Below are 17,772 nucleotides of genomic sequence, written 5' to 3'. Positions count from 1 at the left end.
ATCCGCTCCACCCAGCCCAGGCTGCGCAGCCGTCCGGCGTGGCGGGAGGCGGCGAGCCGTCCGGGCAGCGCCCCGGCGTCCCCGGCGAACAGCACCACCGCGCGCGGGGCGGCGTCGAGCAGCCGCTCCAGGAGGGCCAGGAACTCCGCCCCGACCTCCGCGTCCAGCCGGTTGCCGATCACCACGCAGGGGAAGGCGTCGCCGGGAATGCCGAAATCCGCGGGGGAGGCGGGTGGCGCGCCCTCGTCCCGGCGCAGCGACAGCCCCAGGCGGAAAGGCCGCCACGCGCGGGCGAAACGCCCCCCTTCCGGAGGCGGCGTGGTGCCGCCGAAGTCCAGCGCGATGTCCGCCAGCGAAACCGGCGTGCCCGTGGTCGTCGGGATGCAGAGCAGCGGGCGCGCCGCCCCCAGCAGGTCGGCCAGCAGCACCGAACCGCCGAAGCCGATCACCACGTCCGGATCGAACGCCTCCACCGCCTCCAGGAAGCCCTTCAGCTTGCCCGCCGCCAGCCCCGGCTCGACCGAGGAGAGCAGGCGGAAGCTCTGGTCCTCGAAGGCGATGCGCTGTTCCCCGTTCAACTGCGCCTCGATGGCCGCGGCGAAGGGCGGCACGAAGGGGCTGTGGTAGCGGTCCGGCATCATGTTGGTGTTGAGGATCAGCACCTCCCGCCCGGCGCCGCCCTGCAGCAGCGCCGCCTGCCGCAGCAGGTCACGCGAGGGCTGGTGATAGGCCGACAGGAGCTGGTTCGTGACCATCACCACCCGCCCGGTGTCCGGCGCCCCGGCGGGCCGCGGTGCGGGGCGCAGGCCGAGGCGCCGCGCCGCCTCGCCCAGGAAGCGTTCGTAGAAGGGGAAGAGGCGGGCGGTGAAGAAGTCCGGCATGGTCGCCGCGTCCATGCGCGTCAGGAACAACTGGCGCTGCATGGACCAGTAGATCTGGTTGATGCCGTCCAGCGGCGCCAGATCCAGCACGTTTTCCACCATGTCCAGGATGCGGGCGAAGCGCCGCAGGTCGCCGGAGACGTGGGCCAGCGCGGATTCCCGAAGGATCGGGTCGGCCCCGGCCGCCGCCGCCTCCAGCGCGGCCACCAGCGCCGGGTCGGCGCCCAGCCCGGCGGCCCGTGCCTGTTCGCAAGCTTCGGTGATGGCCTTCAGATCCTCCCCGGTGCCCGCGGGCCCGCACAGGCGCGCCGCAACCGCTGCAAGGAGGCTGGAGGCGTGGCTGGAGTCGATCGGCATGACGGCGCTCCGGATCGGGAAAGGGGGCGAAGGGGCGGAGAGACCGGCGGCAACCTGGACGCCGCTCAGGCTCCCTTCTAGAAGCGCAGGGCGCCGCCGTCAATTCAGCGGACACGCGAGCGTCCAGGAATTTCGTCACCCAACGGTGGAAATATTTCATCTTTTCAATCAGTTCCGGATCTTTCGACGGAACGGCGGCGTCCTTTGCATCTTCCGGACGGGACAGCCATCGTTTATCTTCGGCCCACGGTGGGCACGGAGCCTATCCATCTGGGAAATAAAGACAGCGGTTTCTTGGAGGAGTAGAGCTTGCGGATGCTCGTCGCCGTGGCTGATGAACTGCGTCGGCAGAGCCGCAGTGTTATCGTCCGTCTTATGCTGTTTGGACTAGCCCTGGTCTTGATTGGCGCCTGCGTGCGCATTTGGGTCCTGTCATCCTTCCTGGAGGACAAGATCAACGAGCTGACGTCAGCCCAGCAACTTTCGATTGCTTCCTACGTCGCCCACGATATTGACGAAAAGATCAAGGCGCGGCTCGATCTCCTGCGCCACGCCGCCGGCAGTCTTCCGCCGGCGACGCTCGACGATCCCGCGGCGCTGCAGGACTGGCTGAGGAAGCACCAGGAGATCGCGCCCCTGTTTTCGCGCGGGATGATCCTCGTCCGTCCGGACGGCCGCGGGATCGTCGCCGAACATCCGGAACGGGCCCGGTCGCCGGGTTTCGACGTTTCGGACCGCGACTGGCTCCGGGCGGCGCTGGAAACCCGTGGGCCGGTGATCGGGCGGCCCACCCGCGCCGCCATCGACGGGGAACCGATGGTGGTCATGGCGATGGCCGTCACCGATTCCGCCGGAACGCCGGCCGCGGTCCTGGCCGGGGCCACCGCCCTGTCGTCGCCCGGCTTCCTCAATCTGGTCCAGGGAAACCGCATCGGGCGCAGCGGCGGCTTCCTGCTGGTTTCCCCCCGTGACCGGCTGTTCGTGTCGGCCAGCGACCACGAGATGATCCTGACCGCCACCCCGCCGGACGGGGTGAATCCGCTGCACGACCGGGCCATGGCCGGCTACCGGGGCACCGGCGTCACCGTGAACGCGGCGGGGGTCGAGGAGCTGTCGGCCATGGTGACGGTTCCGACGCCGGGCTGGTTCCTGGTCGCCCGGCTGCCCACGGCGGAAGCGTTCGAAGGGGTGCGGGATCTCCGGACCTTCATCGCCTCCAACAGCCTGCTGATCGCCACAGTCGCCACGACGGTGCTCTTCATCGGCATGCGCCGCTTCTTCCGCCCGCTGACCGACGCGGCGCGGCGGATGCACCAGATGGCCGACGGGCATGTGGAGCTGGCGCCCCTGCCGGTCCACCGCATGGACGAGGTCGGGGAGCTGGCGCAGGGCTTCAACTATCTGCTGGGCAAGCTGCGGGAGCAGGAGGCGGCGCTTCGGGCGAGCGAGGCGCGCATGGCCCATATGGCCCACCACGACCCTCTGACCGGCCTGCCGAACCGCGCCATGTTCCACGAGCGGCTGCAACAGGCCATCGACCGCGCGGCGCGCGGCGGCACCCTGTTCGCCCTGCTCTACATCGATCTGGACGGCTTCAAGCCGATCAACGACACCCACGGCCACAGCCAGGGCGACGAGGTGCTGCGCGTGGTGGCGCGCCGCCTGTCCGGCCTGCTGCGCAAGTCCGACCTGATCGCCCGCATCGGCGGCGACGAGTTCGCCATCATCCTGGAGGTGGACGTGACCCGCGCCGGGGCGGAAACCGTCGCCGACAAGTGCCGGGCGGCGCTGGCGGAGCCCATCCTGATCGACGGGCTGCGGCTGCCGCTGGCCCTGTCGATCGGCGTCGCGGTCTATCCGCAGGACGGGTGCGATGCCCAGCAGTTGATCGCGCACGCCGACCAGGCCATGTACGCCGTGAAGAAAGGCACCACCCGCGCGGCGGCCCTGTAAGCCGGCCCGCTCAATGGCAGCTTGAGCCGCCGGACGGACCGCATCCCTTGCACCCCCCGCCGCAGCCGTGGGACCCCGGCGCCGCGCGGCCCAGCAGGCGGGCGCGCAGCCGGGCCGGAAGGATCAGGCGCCACACCGTCCAGCCCGCGGCCAGCGCCACCACCACCGCGACCACCAGATCCTGCCACATGGCCCGGCCCTCCCCCTTCCGTTACAGCAACGCCGAGGCGACGCGGTAGGTGACGAAACTCGCGCCATAAGCCAGCGCGATCATGTAGGCGAACATCACCGCCGGCCAGAACCAGCCGTTGGTTTCCCGCTTCACCACCGTCAGGGTGGCGATGCACTGCGGGGCGAAGACGTACCAGGCGAGCAGCGACAGGGCGGTCGGCAGCCCCCAGGAGGCGGCCAGCGCCCCGGCCAGCGACGATTGCAGCGCGTCCCCGCTGTCGCTCAGCGCGTAGATGGTGCCCAGCACGCCCACCGCAACCTCGCGCGCCGCGATGCCCGGCACCAGGGCCACGGCGATCTGCCAAGTGAAGCCGATGGGCGCCAGCAGCGGTTCCAGCGCATGGCCGATCATGCCGGCGATGGAATACTGGATGGCCGGCTCGCTCGCCCCCTCCGGCGCGCCGGGGACGCTGGCCAGGAACCACATGACGATCATCAGCGCGAAGATCGTGGTGCCGGCCCGCGCCAGGAAGATCCTGGCCCGCTCGAACAGGCCCAGCGCGATGTCGCGCGGGTTGGGCAGGCGGTAGGCCGGAAGCTCCATCAGCAGCGGTTCCCGCGCGCCCTTGAACACCGTGCCCTTCAGCACGAAGGCGACGGCCAGCGCCGACAGGATGCCCGCGGCATAGAGCGCGAACATCACCAGCCCCGGCAGCCCGACCAGACCGCCCAGCACCGGACGGTCCGGCACGAAGGCCGCGATCAGCAGCGTGTAGACCGGCAGCCGGGCGGAGCAGGTCATCAGCGGGGCGATCATGATGGTGGCCAGCCGGTCGGCCCGGTTCTCGATGGTGCGCGCCGCCATGACGCCGGGCACCGCGCAGGCGAAGCTGGACAGCAGCGGGATGAAGGCCCGCCCGTGCAGCCCCACCCCGCCCATCAGCCGGTCCAGCAGGAAGGCGGCGCGGGCCAGATAGCCGGTGGCCTCCAGCACCAGGATGAAGAAGAACAGCACCAGGATCTGCGGCAGGAAGATGACCACGCTGCCCACCCCGGCGATGATCCCGTCGGTCAGCAGGCTGCGCAGCGCGCCGTCCGGCAGGGTGGCGGCCACCCAGTCCTTCAGCCCGCTGACCGCGCCGTCGATCAGGTTCATCGGCGCCTCGGCCCAGGCGAACACCGCCTGGAACATCAGGAACAGCACCAGGAACAGGAAGGCCAGCCCGAACACCGGGTGCAGCAGCACGGCGTCCACCCGCCGGGTCGCCACGGGCGGCAGGCCGGCGTCGGTCACGCAGCGGGCCAGCAGCCCCTCGACCTCCTGGTGATAGGCGCGCAGTTCCCGCGAGGACGGCTCGCTCCAGCCGTTGGGGGAGCCGCAGGGGGAGCAGCAGGGGGCGGGGCTTTCCGCGGCGTCCGCCGCCGCCGCCAATGCGACGGCCCCGTCGATCTGGTCCAGCAGCGGCTGGACGCCGCCGCGGCGGATGGCGACGGTGGGCACCACCGGCACGCCGAGCGCCGCGGACAGCGCCGCCGCGTCGATCCGGCAGCCGCGCTTCTCCGCCGCGTCCATCATGTTCAGCGCCAGGATGATCGGAAGCCCCAGCCGCTTCAGCTCCACCACCAGCCGCAGGTTCAGGCGCAGGTTGGTGGCGTCGGCGACGCAGACCAGCAGGTCGGGGCTCTCCTCGTGCGCGAAGCGGCCCAGCACCACGTCGCGGGTCACCTCCTCGTCGGGCGAGCGGGCGCGCAGGCTGTAGGTGCCCGGCAGGTCGATCACCTGAACGCGGCGGCCCAGCGGGCTGACGAAATGCCCGATCTTCCGTTCCACCGTGACGCCGGGATAGTTCGCCACCTTCTGGCGCGACCCGGTCAGCGCGTTGAACAGGGCGGTCTTGCCGCAGTTCGGGTTGCCGACCAGCGCGATGCGCGGCGGCACGGCGGCGGATGTCATCACCGACATGGCCGATGTCCTTGGATAAGGAGTCGTTTTGGAACGGGGGCGCCGCGCGTCAGGCGGCGGGCGCCACCAGCACGGCCCGCGCCTCCGCACGGCGGAGCGCCAGCGTGTGTTCGTTCACGCGGATGGCGATGGGGTCGCGGCCCGGGAAGGCCTCGTGCAGAACCTCGACGTGGGAGCCCTCGACCAGCCCCATCTCGATCATGCGGCGTTCCAGTTCCCCTTCGGGAAGGGAGGTGACGACCGCCGTCTCGTCGACCCCGGTCACGCGGGCGCGCTGGCCCTTCCTCAACTCGCCCAAATGCCGTCCGCCGGGGCGCTGGCCTGTTTCAGGGAAGGACTGACCGCTCATGGCTGCACCTGATCGCACCGGGGGGCGCGTTCCGCCCCTCTTCGCCGCGGATGATCCTGCGAAGCGTTCGCATCCGTCCAGCCGGCCAAATGTCGCAGGAGCCTTGTAAAATTAGCGTATCGCCCCCACCGCGATTAAGGTTTTGCGGGAGCGGCGGCGCCCTTCGCTTCACCTTTGGGTGCGGGAGCGGGTGCGCGGGCGGAGCGGTCGAGATTGGCTTGCGCCGTCTTCGCCGCCCCGCTGTCCGGCGCGTTGCGGACGATCTGCCCCCAATCCTCGCGCGCGCCGGCCAGATTGCCGGCCTGCGCCTTGATGTTGCCGCGCAGCAGCAGGGCGTCCGGATCGCCGGGCCGCAGCTCCAGCGCGCGGTCGATGTCGGCGACGGCCTGCCGGTCGTTGGCCAGCGCCTTGTGGGCGGCGGCGCGGTAGAGATAGGCCTCGGGCCGCCGCGGGTCCCTCGCCAGCGCCGCGTCCAGGTCGGCGACGGCGTCCCAGAAACGCTCCGTCTCGGCCCGCGCGATGGCGCGGTCGATCAGCAGGTCCACGTCGTCCGGCTGAAGCGCCAGCGCGCGGCTATAGGCCCGCTCCGCCCGCGCGTTGTCCCCGGCGCGCAGCCACGCCCAGCCGGCCCGCCCCAGGATCGAGGCCGCCGCCTTCGGGTCGTCCTTGCCCAGCACGGGGGCCAGTTCCTCCAGCCGCGCCCCGGCGGTGGTGAAGTCGCCCTTGTGGAACAGCGCCAGCGCCTGGCACAGCCGGGCATGGTCGCCGCCGCCGCGGTTCAGCCAGGTCTGGGCGCTTTCCAGCGCCTCGGCGGGGCGCTTCTCGGCCAGCGTCAGGCAGGCCTGGAACTCCCGGTTGTGGTCGACGGCGGGAGCCGCGGAAGCCGGAACGGAGAAGGCCAGACCGGCGGACAGGAGCGCCAGCACGGCCGTGATGTGGTAAGCGTTGCGTCGGTTCATGGCGGCCTTACACTCCGTCATTGCCGCTTCCGACGCAAGGACCCCGCAAGACATGGCTTCACCCCGTCTGTTCGTCTTCGGCCTGGGCTTCACCGCCCGCGTTTTCGCCGACCGGCTGAGGGCCGAGGGCTGGCGGATCGCCGCCACCTGCCGCGGCGAGGACAAGCGCGCCGCCCTGGAGGCGCAGGGAATCGAGGCGTTCCTGTTCGACCGGGGCCGCCCGCTGGAGGACGCCCGCGCCGCGCTGGCCGGCACCACCCACCTGCTGGTCAGCGTCCCGCCCGACGAGCGGGGCGACCCGGTGCTGGACCAGCACGCCATGGATCTGGCGGACCTGCGGACGCTCGACTGGGCCGGCTACCTCTCCACCACCGGGGTCTACGGCGACACCAAGGGCGAATGGGTGGGCGAGGCGGCGTGGCTGCGCCCCACCGGCGAGCGGCAGAAGCGCCGCGTCGAAGCGGAGCGCGGGTGGCTGAACCTGTACCGGCAGTACGGCGTGCCGGTGCATGTCTTCCGGCTGGCCGGCATCTACGGACCGGGGCGCAGCGCGCTGGACAACGTGCGCGACGGAACCGCCCGGCGGGTGGACAAGCCCGGGCAGGTCTTCAGCCGCATCCATGTGGAGGACATCGCGGCGACGCTCCGCGCCTCGATGGACAAGCCGACGCTGGGGGCCGTCTACAACGTCGCCGACGATCTGCCGACCCCCTCGCACGAGGTGGTGAGCTACGCCTGCGGCCTTCTGGGGGTGGAGCCGCCGCCCCTGCTGCCCTTCGAAGAGGCCGGGCTCTCGCCGATGGCCGCCAGCTTCTACGCCGACTGCCGCCGGGTGAAGAACGACCGCATCAAGCGCCAGCTCGGCGTGGAGTTGGCCTACCCCGACTACCGCGCAGGTCTGGACGCCCAATTCGCGGCGGAGTCCGCGGCGGAGGGCGGGAGGGGGTGACGTGTCCCCGTTCAGCGGCATTCCCGGCCATGCCGTTCGGTGCGGGATGCTCACGCTCAGGCTGGCATCCGGTTTTGCGTTGCGGCATAACCGGCCCATGATGCAGATCGACACCATCATCGGGATCGACGCCAGCCCTGCCGTCGTGTGGGGCGTCCTTACCGATTTCGCCGCATACCCAAGCTGGAACCCGTTCATCGTGAACATCGAGGGGATCGCCGGGGCCGGTGAACGCCTGACCATTCGCGTCGTGCCGCACGGGCAGAAGGGCATGGCCTTTCGCCCCCGGGTCCTTGTCGCCGACCCCGAGCGCCAACTGCGGTGGAGGGGCCGCCTGATCCTTCCCGGACTGTTCGACGGCGAGCACATTTTCCGCATCGAGCCCGTTGCCGCCGGCGTCCGCTTCCATCATTCGGAGCGGTTCACCGGCCTGCTTCCCCACATGATGCCCGCGTCATCGTTCGACGCCGTCCGCAAAGGATTCGAAGCGATGAACGAAGCGTTGAAGCAGCGCGCCGAAGCCCGCAAGAAGCACTGATCCGCACCGTTCGGCCGTCTCCGGCAACGCCAGAGTCGCCGCCAGCCGAATCGGCGCCCGCACCGCTTCCGCCGCAGCCCCCCCTACGGCGGGGTGCCCCGCGGGAGCATCACGGACCTCCGGACGGGCCGGAATCGTCCTTTCCGGAGACCGCCACACCCTCCCGAACGAATTTGGTTCGGCAAAACCGACGTTGTGGTATCATGCGCCCCCGTTCCGGCCCGTTGGACTGCGGCCGGACCGGCATGGGTACACCTGCGAATCGCAAGAAAACACGACCTGCCGAGACGACGACCAGCATGAACATCATCATCGAACGCGCCGCCCTTCTCCGGTCCCTGGGTCATGTGCAGAGCGTGGTGGAGCGCAGGAACACCATTCCCATCCTGTCCAACGTGCTGTTGCGGGCGAGCGACGGCGAGCTGTCGCTGGCCGCCACCGACATGGACCTGGAGATCGTGGAGACGGTCCCGGCCACGGTGACCCGTGCGGGCGGCACCACCGCCCCGGCCCACACGCTGTACGACATCGTGCGCAAGCTGCCCGACGGCAGCCAGGTGGAGCTGGACATCGGCGGCGACGGCACGATCCTGACGCTGCGCGCGGGCCGGTCGCAGTTCAAGCTGTCCTGCCTGCCGGTGGACGATTTCCCGCAGCTGTCCGGCGGCGACCTGCCGCACCGCTTCGATCTGGCGGCGGGCGACCTGCGGGCGCTGGTGGACCGCACCCGCTTCGCCATCTCCACGGAAGAGACGCGCTATTATCTGAACGGCATCTACCTGCACGCGGCCAAGGCCAAGACGGGCGGGTCCGAACTGCCGGTGCTGCGCGCCGTGGCGACCGACGGCCACCGTCTGGCGCGGGTCGAGATGCCGCTGCCGGAGGGAGCCGCCGGCATCCCCGGCGTGATCGTGCCGCGCAAGACGGTGAACGAGATCCGCAAGCTGATCGACGAGGCCGCCGACCGCATCGAGCTGTCGCTGTCGGACAACAAGATCCGCTTCGCCTTCGATTCGGTGGTGGTGACCTCCAAGCTGATCGACGGCACCTTCCCGGACTATGAGCGGGTGATCCCGGTCGGCAACGACAAGACCATGGAGGTGGACGCCAAGCTGTTCGCCGCCGCCGTGGACCGCGTCGCCACCATCTCCACCGAGAAGAGCCGGGCGGTGAAGCTGTCGCTGACCCGCGGCACGCTGACCCTGTCCGCCACCAGCCCCGAGGCCGGCAGCGCCACCGAGGAGCTGGAGGTCAATTACCAGGAAGGCCCCCTGGAAATCGGCTTCAACTCTCGCTATCTGCTTGATATCACGCAGCAGATCGAGGGCGAGGGCGCGCGCTTCTCGCTGGCCGACGCCGCCTCGCCGACCATCGTGCGCGACGTTGCCGACCCCACGGCCCTTTACGTGTTGATGCCGATGCGTGTGTGACCGGTCCGGACGGACCGGCGCTCTTTGGGCCGGCGCCCCCTGGACCCCGTCTTTCGTGGGTTGCGGTGGCGCGGTCCCCGCATTCCGGATCGGACGCTTTGCTCGACGCCAGACAGACTTTTTCCCCCTCCGCCCTCGCGGCGGACACCCCCGCCGCCCTGGTGGTGACGCGCCTGACCCTGACCCGCTTCCGCGGCTATGACAGCGCGCGCCTGGAGCCCGACCACCGCCCGGTGGTGCTGACCGGCCCGAACGGTGCGGGCAAGACCAACCTTCTGGAGGCCGTCAGCTTCCTCGCCCCCGGACGCGGCCTGCGCGGCGCCAAGCTGTCGGAGGTGGAGCGGATCGGGACCTCCCCCGGCCTGGGCTGGGCCGTCGCCGCCGTTCTCGACACCCCCACCGGCCCCGTGGAGATCGGCACGGGCCGGGAGATCGGCCCCCCGGCGGCGTCGGGCGCCGAGCGCGACCGCCGCGTCGTCCGGGTGGACGGCCACCCGGCCAAGGGCCAGACCGTCCTGGCCGAGCATGTCGCCGTCGTCTGGCTGACCCCGCAGATGGACCGGCTGTTCCTGGAAGGCTCCAGCGGGCGCCGCCGCTTCCTCGACCGTCTGGTCTTCGGATTCGATCCTGCCCACGCCGGGCGGCTCAGCCGCTATGAGCACGCCCTGCGCGAGCGCGCCCGCCTGCTGCGCGAGGGGCACCGCGGCTGGAACGGCGACGAGGGCTGGCTGAGCGGGCTGGAGGACCAGATGGCAACCACCGGAGTCGCCGTGGCCGCCGCCCGCCGCGACGTTGTGCAGCGGCTGTGCGCCGCCTGCGGGCGGGCCGTCGGCCCCTTCCCCGGCGCCGGCCTGTCGGTCCAGGGCACGGTGGAGCGCTGGCTGGACGAAGGCCCGGCGCTGGCCGCGGAGGACGCGCTGCGCCGCTCCCTGCGCGACAGCCGGCGGGCCGATTCGGAGAGCGGCGGCGCCGCGGCGGGGCCGCACAAGAGCGACCTGTCGGTGCGCCACGCCCAGAAGGACATGCCGGCGGCGCTCTGCTCCACCGGGGAGCAGAAGGCGCTGCTGATCGCCATCATGCTGGCCAACGCCCGGCTTCTGGCGGCGGAGCGCGGGGCCGCCCCGCTGCTGCTGCTGGACGAGGTGGCCGCCCATCTCGACCCGCAGCGGCGCGAGGCCCTGTTCGACGAGATTCTGGCGCTGGGCGCCCAGGCCTGGATGACCGGCACCGACGACGCCGTCTTCGGCCCGCTGGGCACCGCCGCCAAACGCTTCCACATCGAGGATGCGACCGTGACCCCGGCCTAGACCCTGGAGAACGGGCCGTAAAGCCCAGAAAAACGCATACCGAAGAACGGTATTCCGCCGAAACCCAACGCAGTCTGCTATAGTCGCACCATGGCACAGGAAGCACTGAAGAACGACCTCCCGCAGCAGGATTACGGCGCGGAATCGATCACCGTCTTGCGCGGGCTGGACGCCGTGCGCAAACGTCCGGGCATGTACATCGGCGACACCGACGATGGCTCTGGCCTGCACCACATGGTCTACGAGGTCGTGGACAACGCGATCGACGAGGCGCTGGCCGGCTACTGCGACGCGGTCGTGGTGCAGCTCAACGCCGATGGGTCGGTCACGGTGCGCGACAACGGCCGCGGCATCCCCACCGACATCCACTCCGAAGAGGGCGTGTCGGCGGCGGAGGTCGTGATGACCCAGCTCCACGCCGGCGGCAAGTTCAACCAGAACTCCTACAAGGTGTCGGGCGGCCTGCACGGCGTGGGCGTGTCGGTGGTGAACGCCCTGTCGGAAACGCTGGAGCTGCGCATCTGGCGCAACGGGCGCGAATGGTCGATGCTCTTCCGCCATGGCGTCGCCGATGCCCGTCTGGCCGACGTCGGCCCGGCCCCGATGGTGGACGACGGCAAGGGTGGGCAGAAGCAGCTCACCGGCACCGAGGTGACCTTCCTGCCGTCCAAGGACACCTTCACCAACACCGAATTCGACTTCGCGACGCTGGAACACCGGCTGCGCGAGCTGGCCTTCCTGAACTCCGGCGTGCGTCTGGTGCTGACCGACGCGCGCGGGGTGGAGCCGAAGGTGCAGGACTTGCATTACGAAGGCGGCCTGGAAGCCTTCGTGAACTGGCTCGACCGTTCCAAGGTGCCGCTGCACAAGCCGGCCATCTCCATCAAGGCGGAGCGCCCGACCGAGCATGGCGGCGTGGTCACCGTGGAATGCTCGCTCCAGTGGAACGACAGCTACCACGAGACGACGCTCTGCTTCACCAACAACATCCCGCAGAAGGACGGCGGCACGCACCTTGCCGGCTTCCGCGCGGCGCTGACGCGGGCGATCAACAACTACGCCAACGAGTCGGGCATCGCGAAGAAGGAGAAGGTCAACCTCTCCGGCGACGACGCGCGCGAGGGCCTGACCTGCGTGCTGTCGGTGAAGGTGCCCGACCCGAAATTCTCCAGCCAGACCAAGGACAAGCTGGTCTCCTCCGAAGTCCGTCCGGTGGTCGAGGCGGTGGTTGGCGAATGCCTCGCCCAGTATTTCGAGGAGCATCCGGCGGACGCCAAGCGCGTCGTCCAGAAGGTGGTGGAGGCCGCCGCGGCCCGTGAGGCCGCCCGCAAGGCGCGCGAGCTGACCCGCCGCAAGGGGGCGCTGGACATCGCGTCGCTGCCCGGCAAGCTGGCCGACTGCCAGGAGCGCGACCCGGCGCTGTCCGAACTCTTCATCGTGGAGGGCGATTCGGCGGGCGGGTCGGCCAAGCAGGGCCGGTCCCGCCAGTTCCAGGCCATCCTGCCGCTGCGCGGCAAGATCCTGAACGTGGAGCGGGCGCGCTTCGACAAGATGCTGTCCTCGGCGGAGATCGGCACGCTGATCGCCGCGCTGGGCACCGGCATCGGGCGCGACGAGTTCAACCCGGACAAGACGCGCTATCACAAGATCATCATCATGACCGACGCGGACGTGGACGGCAGCCACATCCGCACGCTCCTGCTGACCTTCTTCTTCCGGCAGATGCCGGAACTGATCGAGCGCGGCTATCTCTACATCGCCCAGCCGCCGCTCTACCGCATCAAGCGCGGCAACGCGAAGGAGCGGTACCTGAAGGACGACCGGGCGCTGGAGGAGTATCTGATCGAGGCGGCGCTGGGCGATCTGTCCGTGCGGCCCGCCGACGGCTCCCTGTTGAACGGCGCCCCGCTGCGCGAACTGGTGGAGCAGGCCCGCAACGCCCGCCTGCACATCGAGACGCTGGCCCGCAAGGCCGGCAGCCTGTCGGTCGTGGAATCGGCTGCGGTGAGCGGTGCCCTGTCGGTCGCCCTGGCGCAGGACGCCGCCCTGGCGCAGCAGGCCGCGGAGACGGTGGCCGCCCGGCTGAACGCGCTGGACGCGGAAGGCGGCTGGCGCGGCGAGGGTCTGGCCCAGGGCGGCTACGCGCTGGTCCGGACGCGCCGCGGCGTGACCCACCGTCACCATCTGGACGCCGACCTGCTGAAGAGCGCGGAAGCCCGCAAGCTGGACGCCATCGCGGCGGACCTGAAGCGCGCCTACGCCGAGCCGGGCCGCGCCTTCGAGAAGCAGAAGGAGAGCCGCAGCCTGACCGGCCCGGTCGCCCTGTTCGACACGGTGATGGAGTTGGGCCGCCGCGGCGTGACGATCCAGCGCTACAAGGGTCTGGGTGAGATGAACCCGGACCAGCTCTGGGAAACCACGCTGGACCCGGCCAAGCGTTCGCTGCTGCAGGTGAAGGTCAACCACGCCGATCAGGCGGAAGAGGTCTTCTCCACCCTGATGGGCGACATCGTGGAACCGCGCCGCGAGTTCATTCAGGAAAACGCCCTGAAGGTCGCGAATCTGGACGTGTGATGGTTTTTTTGTCGGATGACTCGTAAACCGAGGCTCTGACAAGGAAAATGAGGCGGGTTGCGGCCCGCCTCATTCTTTTTCTCGGCAAGGCGGAAGCGTTCAGGACTTTTGTCTTATTATCTGTCCTTGCAAAACCGCCCACACCAGCCTCCCAACTGATTGTCAACATTCCGCGTTTTGACGATTAAGGGGGCAAGCTCCCCTTTTTTGCGGACGGCCGCTGTCGACGCCTGTCCTTGAGCGAATCCGCTTCCCCTTTCGTGTCAACATGGTGCCCCTCCACGATGCGGGAGCAGTCGCCCGCATGTTGTCAACATTTGCTTTCGCGCCCCTTCGAGGTCCAGGGCGAGGAAAGGGGAAGGATAGATTGGGGCCGTGGGAAATCGTTCTGTTTGCCAGCGCCGTCAATCATCCGCCGCAATCCCTGCCGTCTCTCCCGGGCACACAGGAAGGACACGGGATAGCCTGCACAAGCCAGAGAACGATTGCCCGTTACGGAGCGTCTCCCGGGTTCTGAACAAGCTGCAGCATCCCGTCGACGGAAGCGGCGAGACCGGCGCTCCCTCCGAGACCGTTATCCGGTGGAGGAGCCCATCGCTCCCGACAGGCTTAACCTGGGGCGTAACCCTCACGCCTCCGACATAGGATGAAATCCCATACTTATTCCTGGCGGTTGGGACCATAATCCTGATTTGCGCCCGGAAAGCGGCGCCTCTTCCTAGATGGGTCGCCGCTCCGGCGACGGGGACGGCTGTGCCTTGGGTCCGGCCCTCCCTGACCATTGGGGAGAACGCGCATGACCAGTCCAGACTTCTCACCCCTCGGCGACGATCCCCTCGGGATCAGGAGCCAAGGCGCATCGGACGCGGGTGGCCCACCCACGCCTTCAAAAGATGGCAGCGAGACAGTCCGGCGCCGCAACACCAGTGTCCGAGGCATCGTCGCCAGCCTGAAGAACGGCGTCGCCATGCCGTGGCGCTGGGACGCCGAGCGTGACTTCATGCACCTGCTTGAGGTCGATCCCGACGTGCTGTCCTACCAGCGGCACCAGAAGCCGGTCGCGCTCATAATCGGCCACCGTGTCCGCCAGCACACGGTCGATTTCAAACTCGAACTGATCGACGCCCACCAGGTCCGGTCGGCCCTGGTGGACATCGTCGGCGACACGAGCACGCCAGAAAGGGACGCGCGCACCCGCGCCTTGAGCACGTACTACACCGCCCGGGGCACCCACTACGGCACCGTCTCCGTGACCGAGATCAGGTTCCAGCCACGACTGGACAACGCCAAAGAGGTGCTGACCGGACGATCGGTCGAGCCGCCGGAGGAGCGAACTGGGTTCATCTGGACCCCTTGGAACGCCTCGTGCCGCTTTGACGGATGATCTACGCGGCCGCGCTGCGCAAGCGCGTCCGCCTCGAGATCAACGTTGAGCCGATCTCCGAAAACACTCCCGTTTCTTTTTGAGGGAGGACGACATGGGACGCACATTCGTTCCGAAGCTGTCTTTCATCGTCGGCCAGATCGTCGAGATCCAAGGACGCCGCCATCGGTACGTCATGCGGGCGCCCGACGGGAGCGCCGTCTTCCAAGACGAGGAGACAAAGGATAACAAACGGCTGCCAGACGCCGAGATCGCCCGCCTGATCGCCGTCGGGAATCTCGACGTACGGAGCTTCCCCACGTGCGGTCCTTCTACCGCTTCCGGGACCGGCGAATCGACCAGCATACCCTTGTTGCCACCCGAAGGAGCAAGCAGGAAGCCGACGCCCTGTACCGGCCGGTCGGCTCCGGCCCGGTCGTCGAGCGCATCAACGATTATTGGGAGATCGACCACACGGAGCACACCGGGGTGCTTGCCGTTGACGGCGCGACCGGCCTGATGATCGGCCATCCGTGGGTGAGCGTGGTTCTCGACCGTTGCAGCACGATGCCGGTCGGCTTCCACCTCGGCTTCGACGGTCCGAGCATCTTCGCCACGTTCGAGTGCCTGCGCAACGCCGTCCTGCCCAAGGACTACATGCGCGAGGCGTATCCGCAGATCGAGAACGATTGGCCGTGCTTCGGCCTGCCACGGACGATCGTCCCGGACAACGGCTCCGATTTCCGTTCTTCGCATTTCATGGCGGCCTGCCTTCTGCTCGCCACCGACATCCAGTACACGCCCGTCGCCAAGCCCTGGTACAAGGGCAGGCTCGAACGTTTCTTCCAGACCCTCCAGACCCAGTGCCGCTCAGCGTCGAGCGCCCGCTTCGCCGACTATTACAGGCGCGCGCGCCGCAAGCAGCCCGATCAGGTCTCCCTGATCACGCTCGAGGAGCTCACCATGCTCCTCCACAAGTGGATCGCCGATGTCTACGCGGTCAGCCCGCACCGCCGCTCCGACGGGCGCTGCCCGCGGCAGGTATGGGAGAACAGCGCGCGCGTCCACGGGATCGTGCCGCCTCCGAGCCGCGAGCGCCTGTTCTCGATCCTGTCACTGACCGAGTTCCGCGTTCCGCACAAGTACGGCATCGAATTCCTCGGGCTGCGGTACAACAGCGCGCGGTTGGCGAAGGTCCGCATCGCCCCGAACGCCCCTAAGGAATTCCGTGTCCAGATCGACCCCGGCGACTTTGGGGCCATCAGGGTGCAGGACTTCGAGACCGGCGAGTTCTTCCCGGTCGAGGTCGACACGTCCCAACGCGGAATCGCCGCGGGCGTCACCCTGCACCAGTACAAGGTCGCCCGCGCCCTGGTCCGCAACACCCCCGACCGGTTCTCCAGCGACGCGGACATCGCCAAGGCCCTGGTCTACATCATGGAGTACGGGCGCGAGCGGCAGGGCAAGGGCACCCAGCGGGAGCGTCGCGCCATCGCGCGCCACACCTTCAAGCCGACCCACCGTGAAATTCAGCAACAAGCCGGGGCGCCCGGCCACTCCCTGCGGTCGGTCACCGAGGAGTTCCTCGACGGCACGGACATGCCGGTACAGGACGCTGCGGCCGCGCCGGACGCTACCGTCGGCGACACCCTGGTCCCGCCGCCCGAGGACGACCTCGACCTGGACGCCGAGGCGCGCCGCCTTGGCGTCCGATCGGACACCATCCGGGACATGGGGGACGGCGATGAACAGAAATGACCGCGTCCGTCGTCTGTTCAAGCTGAAGAACGTGTTCGCCGACACGGAACGGACGCGCGAGGCCACCGAGCGCATCCAATGCCTGCACGAGAACCACGGCACCGGGCTGGAGGCCCGGTGTCTTCTCCTCACCGGCCTTCAAGGGGCGGGCAAATCGACAGTCCTGAAGCGATACGCGCTTCGGCATCCCGACACGGCGGAGGAGCTCCGGGATCGGCGCCCAATCCTCCAACTCGATGTCCCGGCGGAGGCGACCCTGCGGTCCCTCGCCAGCACGATGCTGGCCACGCTCGGCGACCTCGTCCCGTCCCGGGGGAACCAGGTCGAGATGACCGTGCGCGTCCAGGGCCTGCTCCGCAAGCTCGGCGTGGAGCTCGTGATCCTCGACGAGATCCATCACCTCATCCACTCCAGCACCCACAAGATCGCCTACGACGCCGCGGAGTGGATCAAGGGGATGCTCAACGCGAACATCTGCCCCTTCGTCCTGGCCGGGCAGCCCTACGCCGACCGCATCGTCGCCAGCAACCCCCAACTCAGGCGCCGTTGCGAGGGCGAGGTGTACCTGCCCTCCTACGACTGGGAGGACGAGCGGCAACGGACCGAGTTCCGGGTGGTGCTCAACGCCCTGGAGCACGCGCTCGAACTGCCCGGCGCTTCCAGGCCCGGAAGCTACGACACCGCGCTCCGGCGCGAACTTCCCTGCCTGTCCCATGAACTGCTCGCCGAGGCCACGGATTGGTTGCGCGTCCGGGAGGACCGGCGGCTGGTCAATCCGTTTCGCGTGCCGTCCATAAGACCGGTGCGTCCCGCCGAACGGAACGAGGCGCTCGTCCCGCGTCTCCGGGACGAGGTCGCGCGCCGGAGCCGCAAGCCCCGGGGAGGCGACGATGCGGCGTGACGATCCGCCCCGCCTTCCTCTCCGGGTCCGTCCGGAACCGGACGAGAGCCTGCCCGGCCTGCTGCTGCGGATGGCGGCCGAGAACGCGCTGGGAACCCCGTCGCGGCTCCTGGACACCTGCGGGATGGGGCACATGGACCTCGCCGCCGCGGCGATGTCCTACGCCGGGCCGGACGGCGACCTGCGGATGCTCGGTCACCGTGTCCGGGGCCATTTCGTGAACCCGCGCCGCCGCATGGTTTGCCCGAGATGCCTGACGGAGAGCAACCACCACAGGGCCGTGTGGGACATGAGCCTGACGACGGTCTGCGTGGTCCAC

The 17,772-nt window shown here is 69.3% G+C and carries 14 protein-coding genes and 1 pseudogene; 10 read left to right on the top strand and 5 right to left on the bottom strand.

What is annotated here, in order from left to right; all coding sequences use genetic code 11:
* On the bottom strand, positions 1-1,238 hold a 1,238-nt coding region (locus QSG27_RS09320), incomplete at its 3' end, for a hypothetical protein (protein WP_306705403.1).
* Between the two features lie 414 nt (positions 1,239-1,652).
* Between QSG27_RS09320 and QSG27_RS09315 the strand changes: the two genes are divergently transcribed.
* Positions 1,653-3,191, top strand: a complete 1,539-nt coding sequence (locus QSG27_RS09315; protein ID WP_306705401.1) for a sensor domain-containing diguanylate cyclase — start codon at positions 1,653-1,655, stop codon at positions 3,189-3,191.
* 10 nt (positions 3,192-3,201) lie between these two features.
* Here QSG27_RS09315 and QSG27_RS09310 read toward each other — a convergent pair whose 3' ends face one another.
* The 4 genes from QSG27_RS09310 to QSG27_RS09295 all read right to left on the bottom strand — a co-directional run bounded on the left by QSG27_RS09310 (position 3,202) and on the right by QSG27_RS09295 (position 6,633).
* On the bottom strand, positions 3,202-3,381 hold the full coding sequence (locus QSG27_RS09310) for a hypothetical protein (protein WP_306705400.1): 180 nt from the start codon (positions 3,379-3,381) through the stop codon (positions 3,202-3,204).
* A gap of 21 nt (positions 3,382-3,402) precedes the next feature.
* On the bottom strand, positions 3,403-5,325 hold the full coding sequence (gene feoB / locus QSG27_RS09305) for a ferrous iron transporter B (RefSeq protein WP_306705398.1): 1,923 nt from the start codon (positions 5,323-5,325) through the stop codon (positions 3,403-3,405).
* Positions 5,326-5,374: 49 nt separating this feature from the next.
* A complete protein-coding gene (locus QSG27_RS09300; RefSeq protein ID WP_306705396.1) occupies positions 5,375-5,674 on the bottom strand; it encodes a FeoA family protein in 300 nt (99 codons plus the stop codon).
* A 134-nt stretch (positions 5,675-5,808) separates the two neighbouring features.
* Complete coding sequence (locus tag QSG27_RS09295; RefSeq protein WP_306705394.1) at positions 5,809-6,633, bottom strand: tetratricopeptide repeat protein; 825 nt, start codon at positions 6,631-6,633, stop codon at positions 5,809-5,811.
* 52 nt (positions 6,634-6,685) lie between these two features.
* On the opposite strand from QSG27_RS09295, the gene QSG27_RS09290 reads away from it, so the two are divergent.
* From QSG27_RS09290 to QSG27_RS29255, 9 genes and pseudogenes are all read left to right on the top strand, one after another.
* Complete coding sequence (locus QSG27_RS09290) at positions 6,686-7,582, top strand: SDR family oxidoreductase (protein ID WP_306705392.1); 897 nt, start codon at positions 6,686-6,688, stop codon at positions 7,580-7,582.
* Position 7,583: 1 nt separating this feature from the next.
* Positions 7,584-8,120 (top strand): SRPBCC domain-containing protein, encoded by a 537-nt coding sequence (locus tag QSG27_RS09285; protein WP_306705390.1) that lies wholly within the window; start codon positions 7,584-7,586, stop codon positions 8,118-8,120.
* A gap of 299 nt (positions 8,121-8,419) precedes the next feature.
* The gene (dnaN, locus tag QSG27_RS09280) at positions 8,420-9,550 is read left to right on the top strand and encodes a DNA polymerase III subunit beta (RefSeq protein WP_306705388.1); all 1,131 of its coding nucleotides are present in this window, start codon (positions 8,420-8,422) and stop codon (positions 9,548-9,550) included.
* 98 nt (positions 9,551-9,648) lie between these two features.
* Positions 9,649-10,857 (top strand): DNA replication/repair protein RecF, encoded by a 1,209-nt coding sequence (recF, locus tag QSG27_RS09275; RefSeq protein ID WP_306705386.1) that lies wholly within the window; start codon positions 9,649-9,651, stop codon positions 10,855-10,857.
* A 90-nt stretch (positions 10,858-10,947) separates the two neighbouring features.
* Positions 10,948-13,431 (top strand): DNA topoisomerase (ATP-hydrolyzing) subunit B, encoded by a 2,484-nt coding sequence (gyrB, locus tag QSG27_RS09270; RefSeq protein WP_306705385.1) that lies wholly within the window; start codon positions 10,948-10,950, stop codon positions 13,429-13,431.
* Positions 13,432-14,227: 796 nt separating this feature from the next.
* Positions 14,228-14,815 (top strand): hypothetical protein, encoded by a 588-nt coding sequence (locus QSG27_RS09265; protein ID WP_306705384.1) that lies wholly within the window; start codon positions 14,228-14,230, stop codon positions 14,813-14,815.
* Positions 14,816-15,115: 300 nt separating this feature from the next.
* A complete protein-coding gene (locus QSG27_RS09260; RefSeq protein WP_306705383.1) occupies positions 15,116-16,552 on the top strand; it encodes a Mu transposase C-terminal domain-containing protein in 1,437 nt (478 codons plus the stop codon).
* Entirely contained in the window at positions 16,539-17,453 is a 915-nt protein-coding gene (locus QSG27_RS09255) for a TniB family NTP-binding protein (RefSeq protein ID WP_306705382.1), read from the top strand. The genes QSG27_RS09260 and QSG27_RS09255 overlap by 14 nt, the downstream gene beginning before the upstream one ends.
* Positions 17,443-17,772 (top strand): annotated as a pseudogene (locus QSG27_RS29255) (TniQ family protein); the annotation flags it as partial. The gene QSG27_RS09255 and the pseudogene QSG27_RS29255, both read left to right, overlap by 11 nt.

Source organism: Azospirillum isscasi, from assembly GCF_030849505.1.
In the GTDB taxonomy this organism is placed as follows: domain Bacteria; phylum Pseudomonadota; class Alphaproteobacteria; order Azospirillales; family Azospirillaceae; genus Azospirillum; species Azospirillum isscasi.
This window is presented reverse-complemented; position numbering and strand designations above follow the sequence as displayed.

What these genes read in the sequence shown, in the direction of transcription:
- QSG27_RS09310 (WP_306705400.1), bottom strand. Translation starts at nt 3,381, where the DNA reads ATGTGGCAGGATCTGGTGGTCGCGGTGGTGGTGGCGCTGGCCGCGGGC.
- feoB (WP_306705398.1), bottom strand. Translation starts at nt 5,325, where the DNA reads ATGTCGGTGATGACATCCGCCGCCGTGCCGCCGCGCATCGCGCTGGTC.
- QSG27_RS09300 (WP_306705396.1), bottom strand. Translation starts at nt 5,674, where the DNA reads ATGAGCGGTCAGTCCTTCCCTGAAACAGGCCAGCGCCCCGGCGGACGG.
- QSG27_RS09295 (WP_306705394.1), bottom strand. Translation starts at nt 6,633, where the DNA reads ATGAACCGACGCAACGCTTACCACATCACGGCCGTGCTGGCGCTCCTG.
- QSG27_RS09290 (WP_306705392.1), top strand. Translation starts at nt 6,686, where the DNA reads ATGGCTTCACCCCGTCTGTTCGTCTTCGGCCTGGGCTTCACCGCCCGC.
- dnaN (WP_306705388.1), top strand. Translation starts at nt 8,420, where the DNA reads ATGAACATCATCATCGAACGCGCCGCCCTTCTCCGGTCCCTGGGTCAT.
- gyrB (WP_306705385.1), top strand. Translation starts at nt 10,948, where the DNA reads ATGGCACAGGAAGCACTGAAGAACGACCTCCCGCAGCAGGATTACGGC.
- QSG27_RS09265 (WP_306705384.1), top strand. Translation starts at nt 14,228, where the DNA reads ATGACCAGTCCAGACTTCTCACCCCTCGGCGACGATCCCCTCGGGATC.
- QSG27_RS09255 (WP_306705382.1), top strand. Translation starts at nt 16,539, where the DNA reads ATGAACAGAAATGACCGCGTCCGTCGTCTGTTCAAGCTGAAGAACGTG.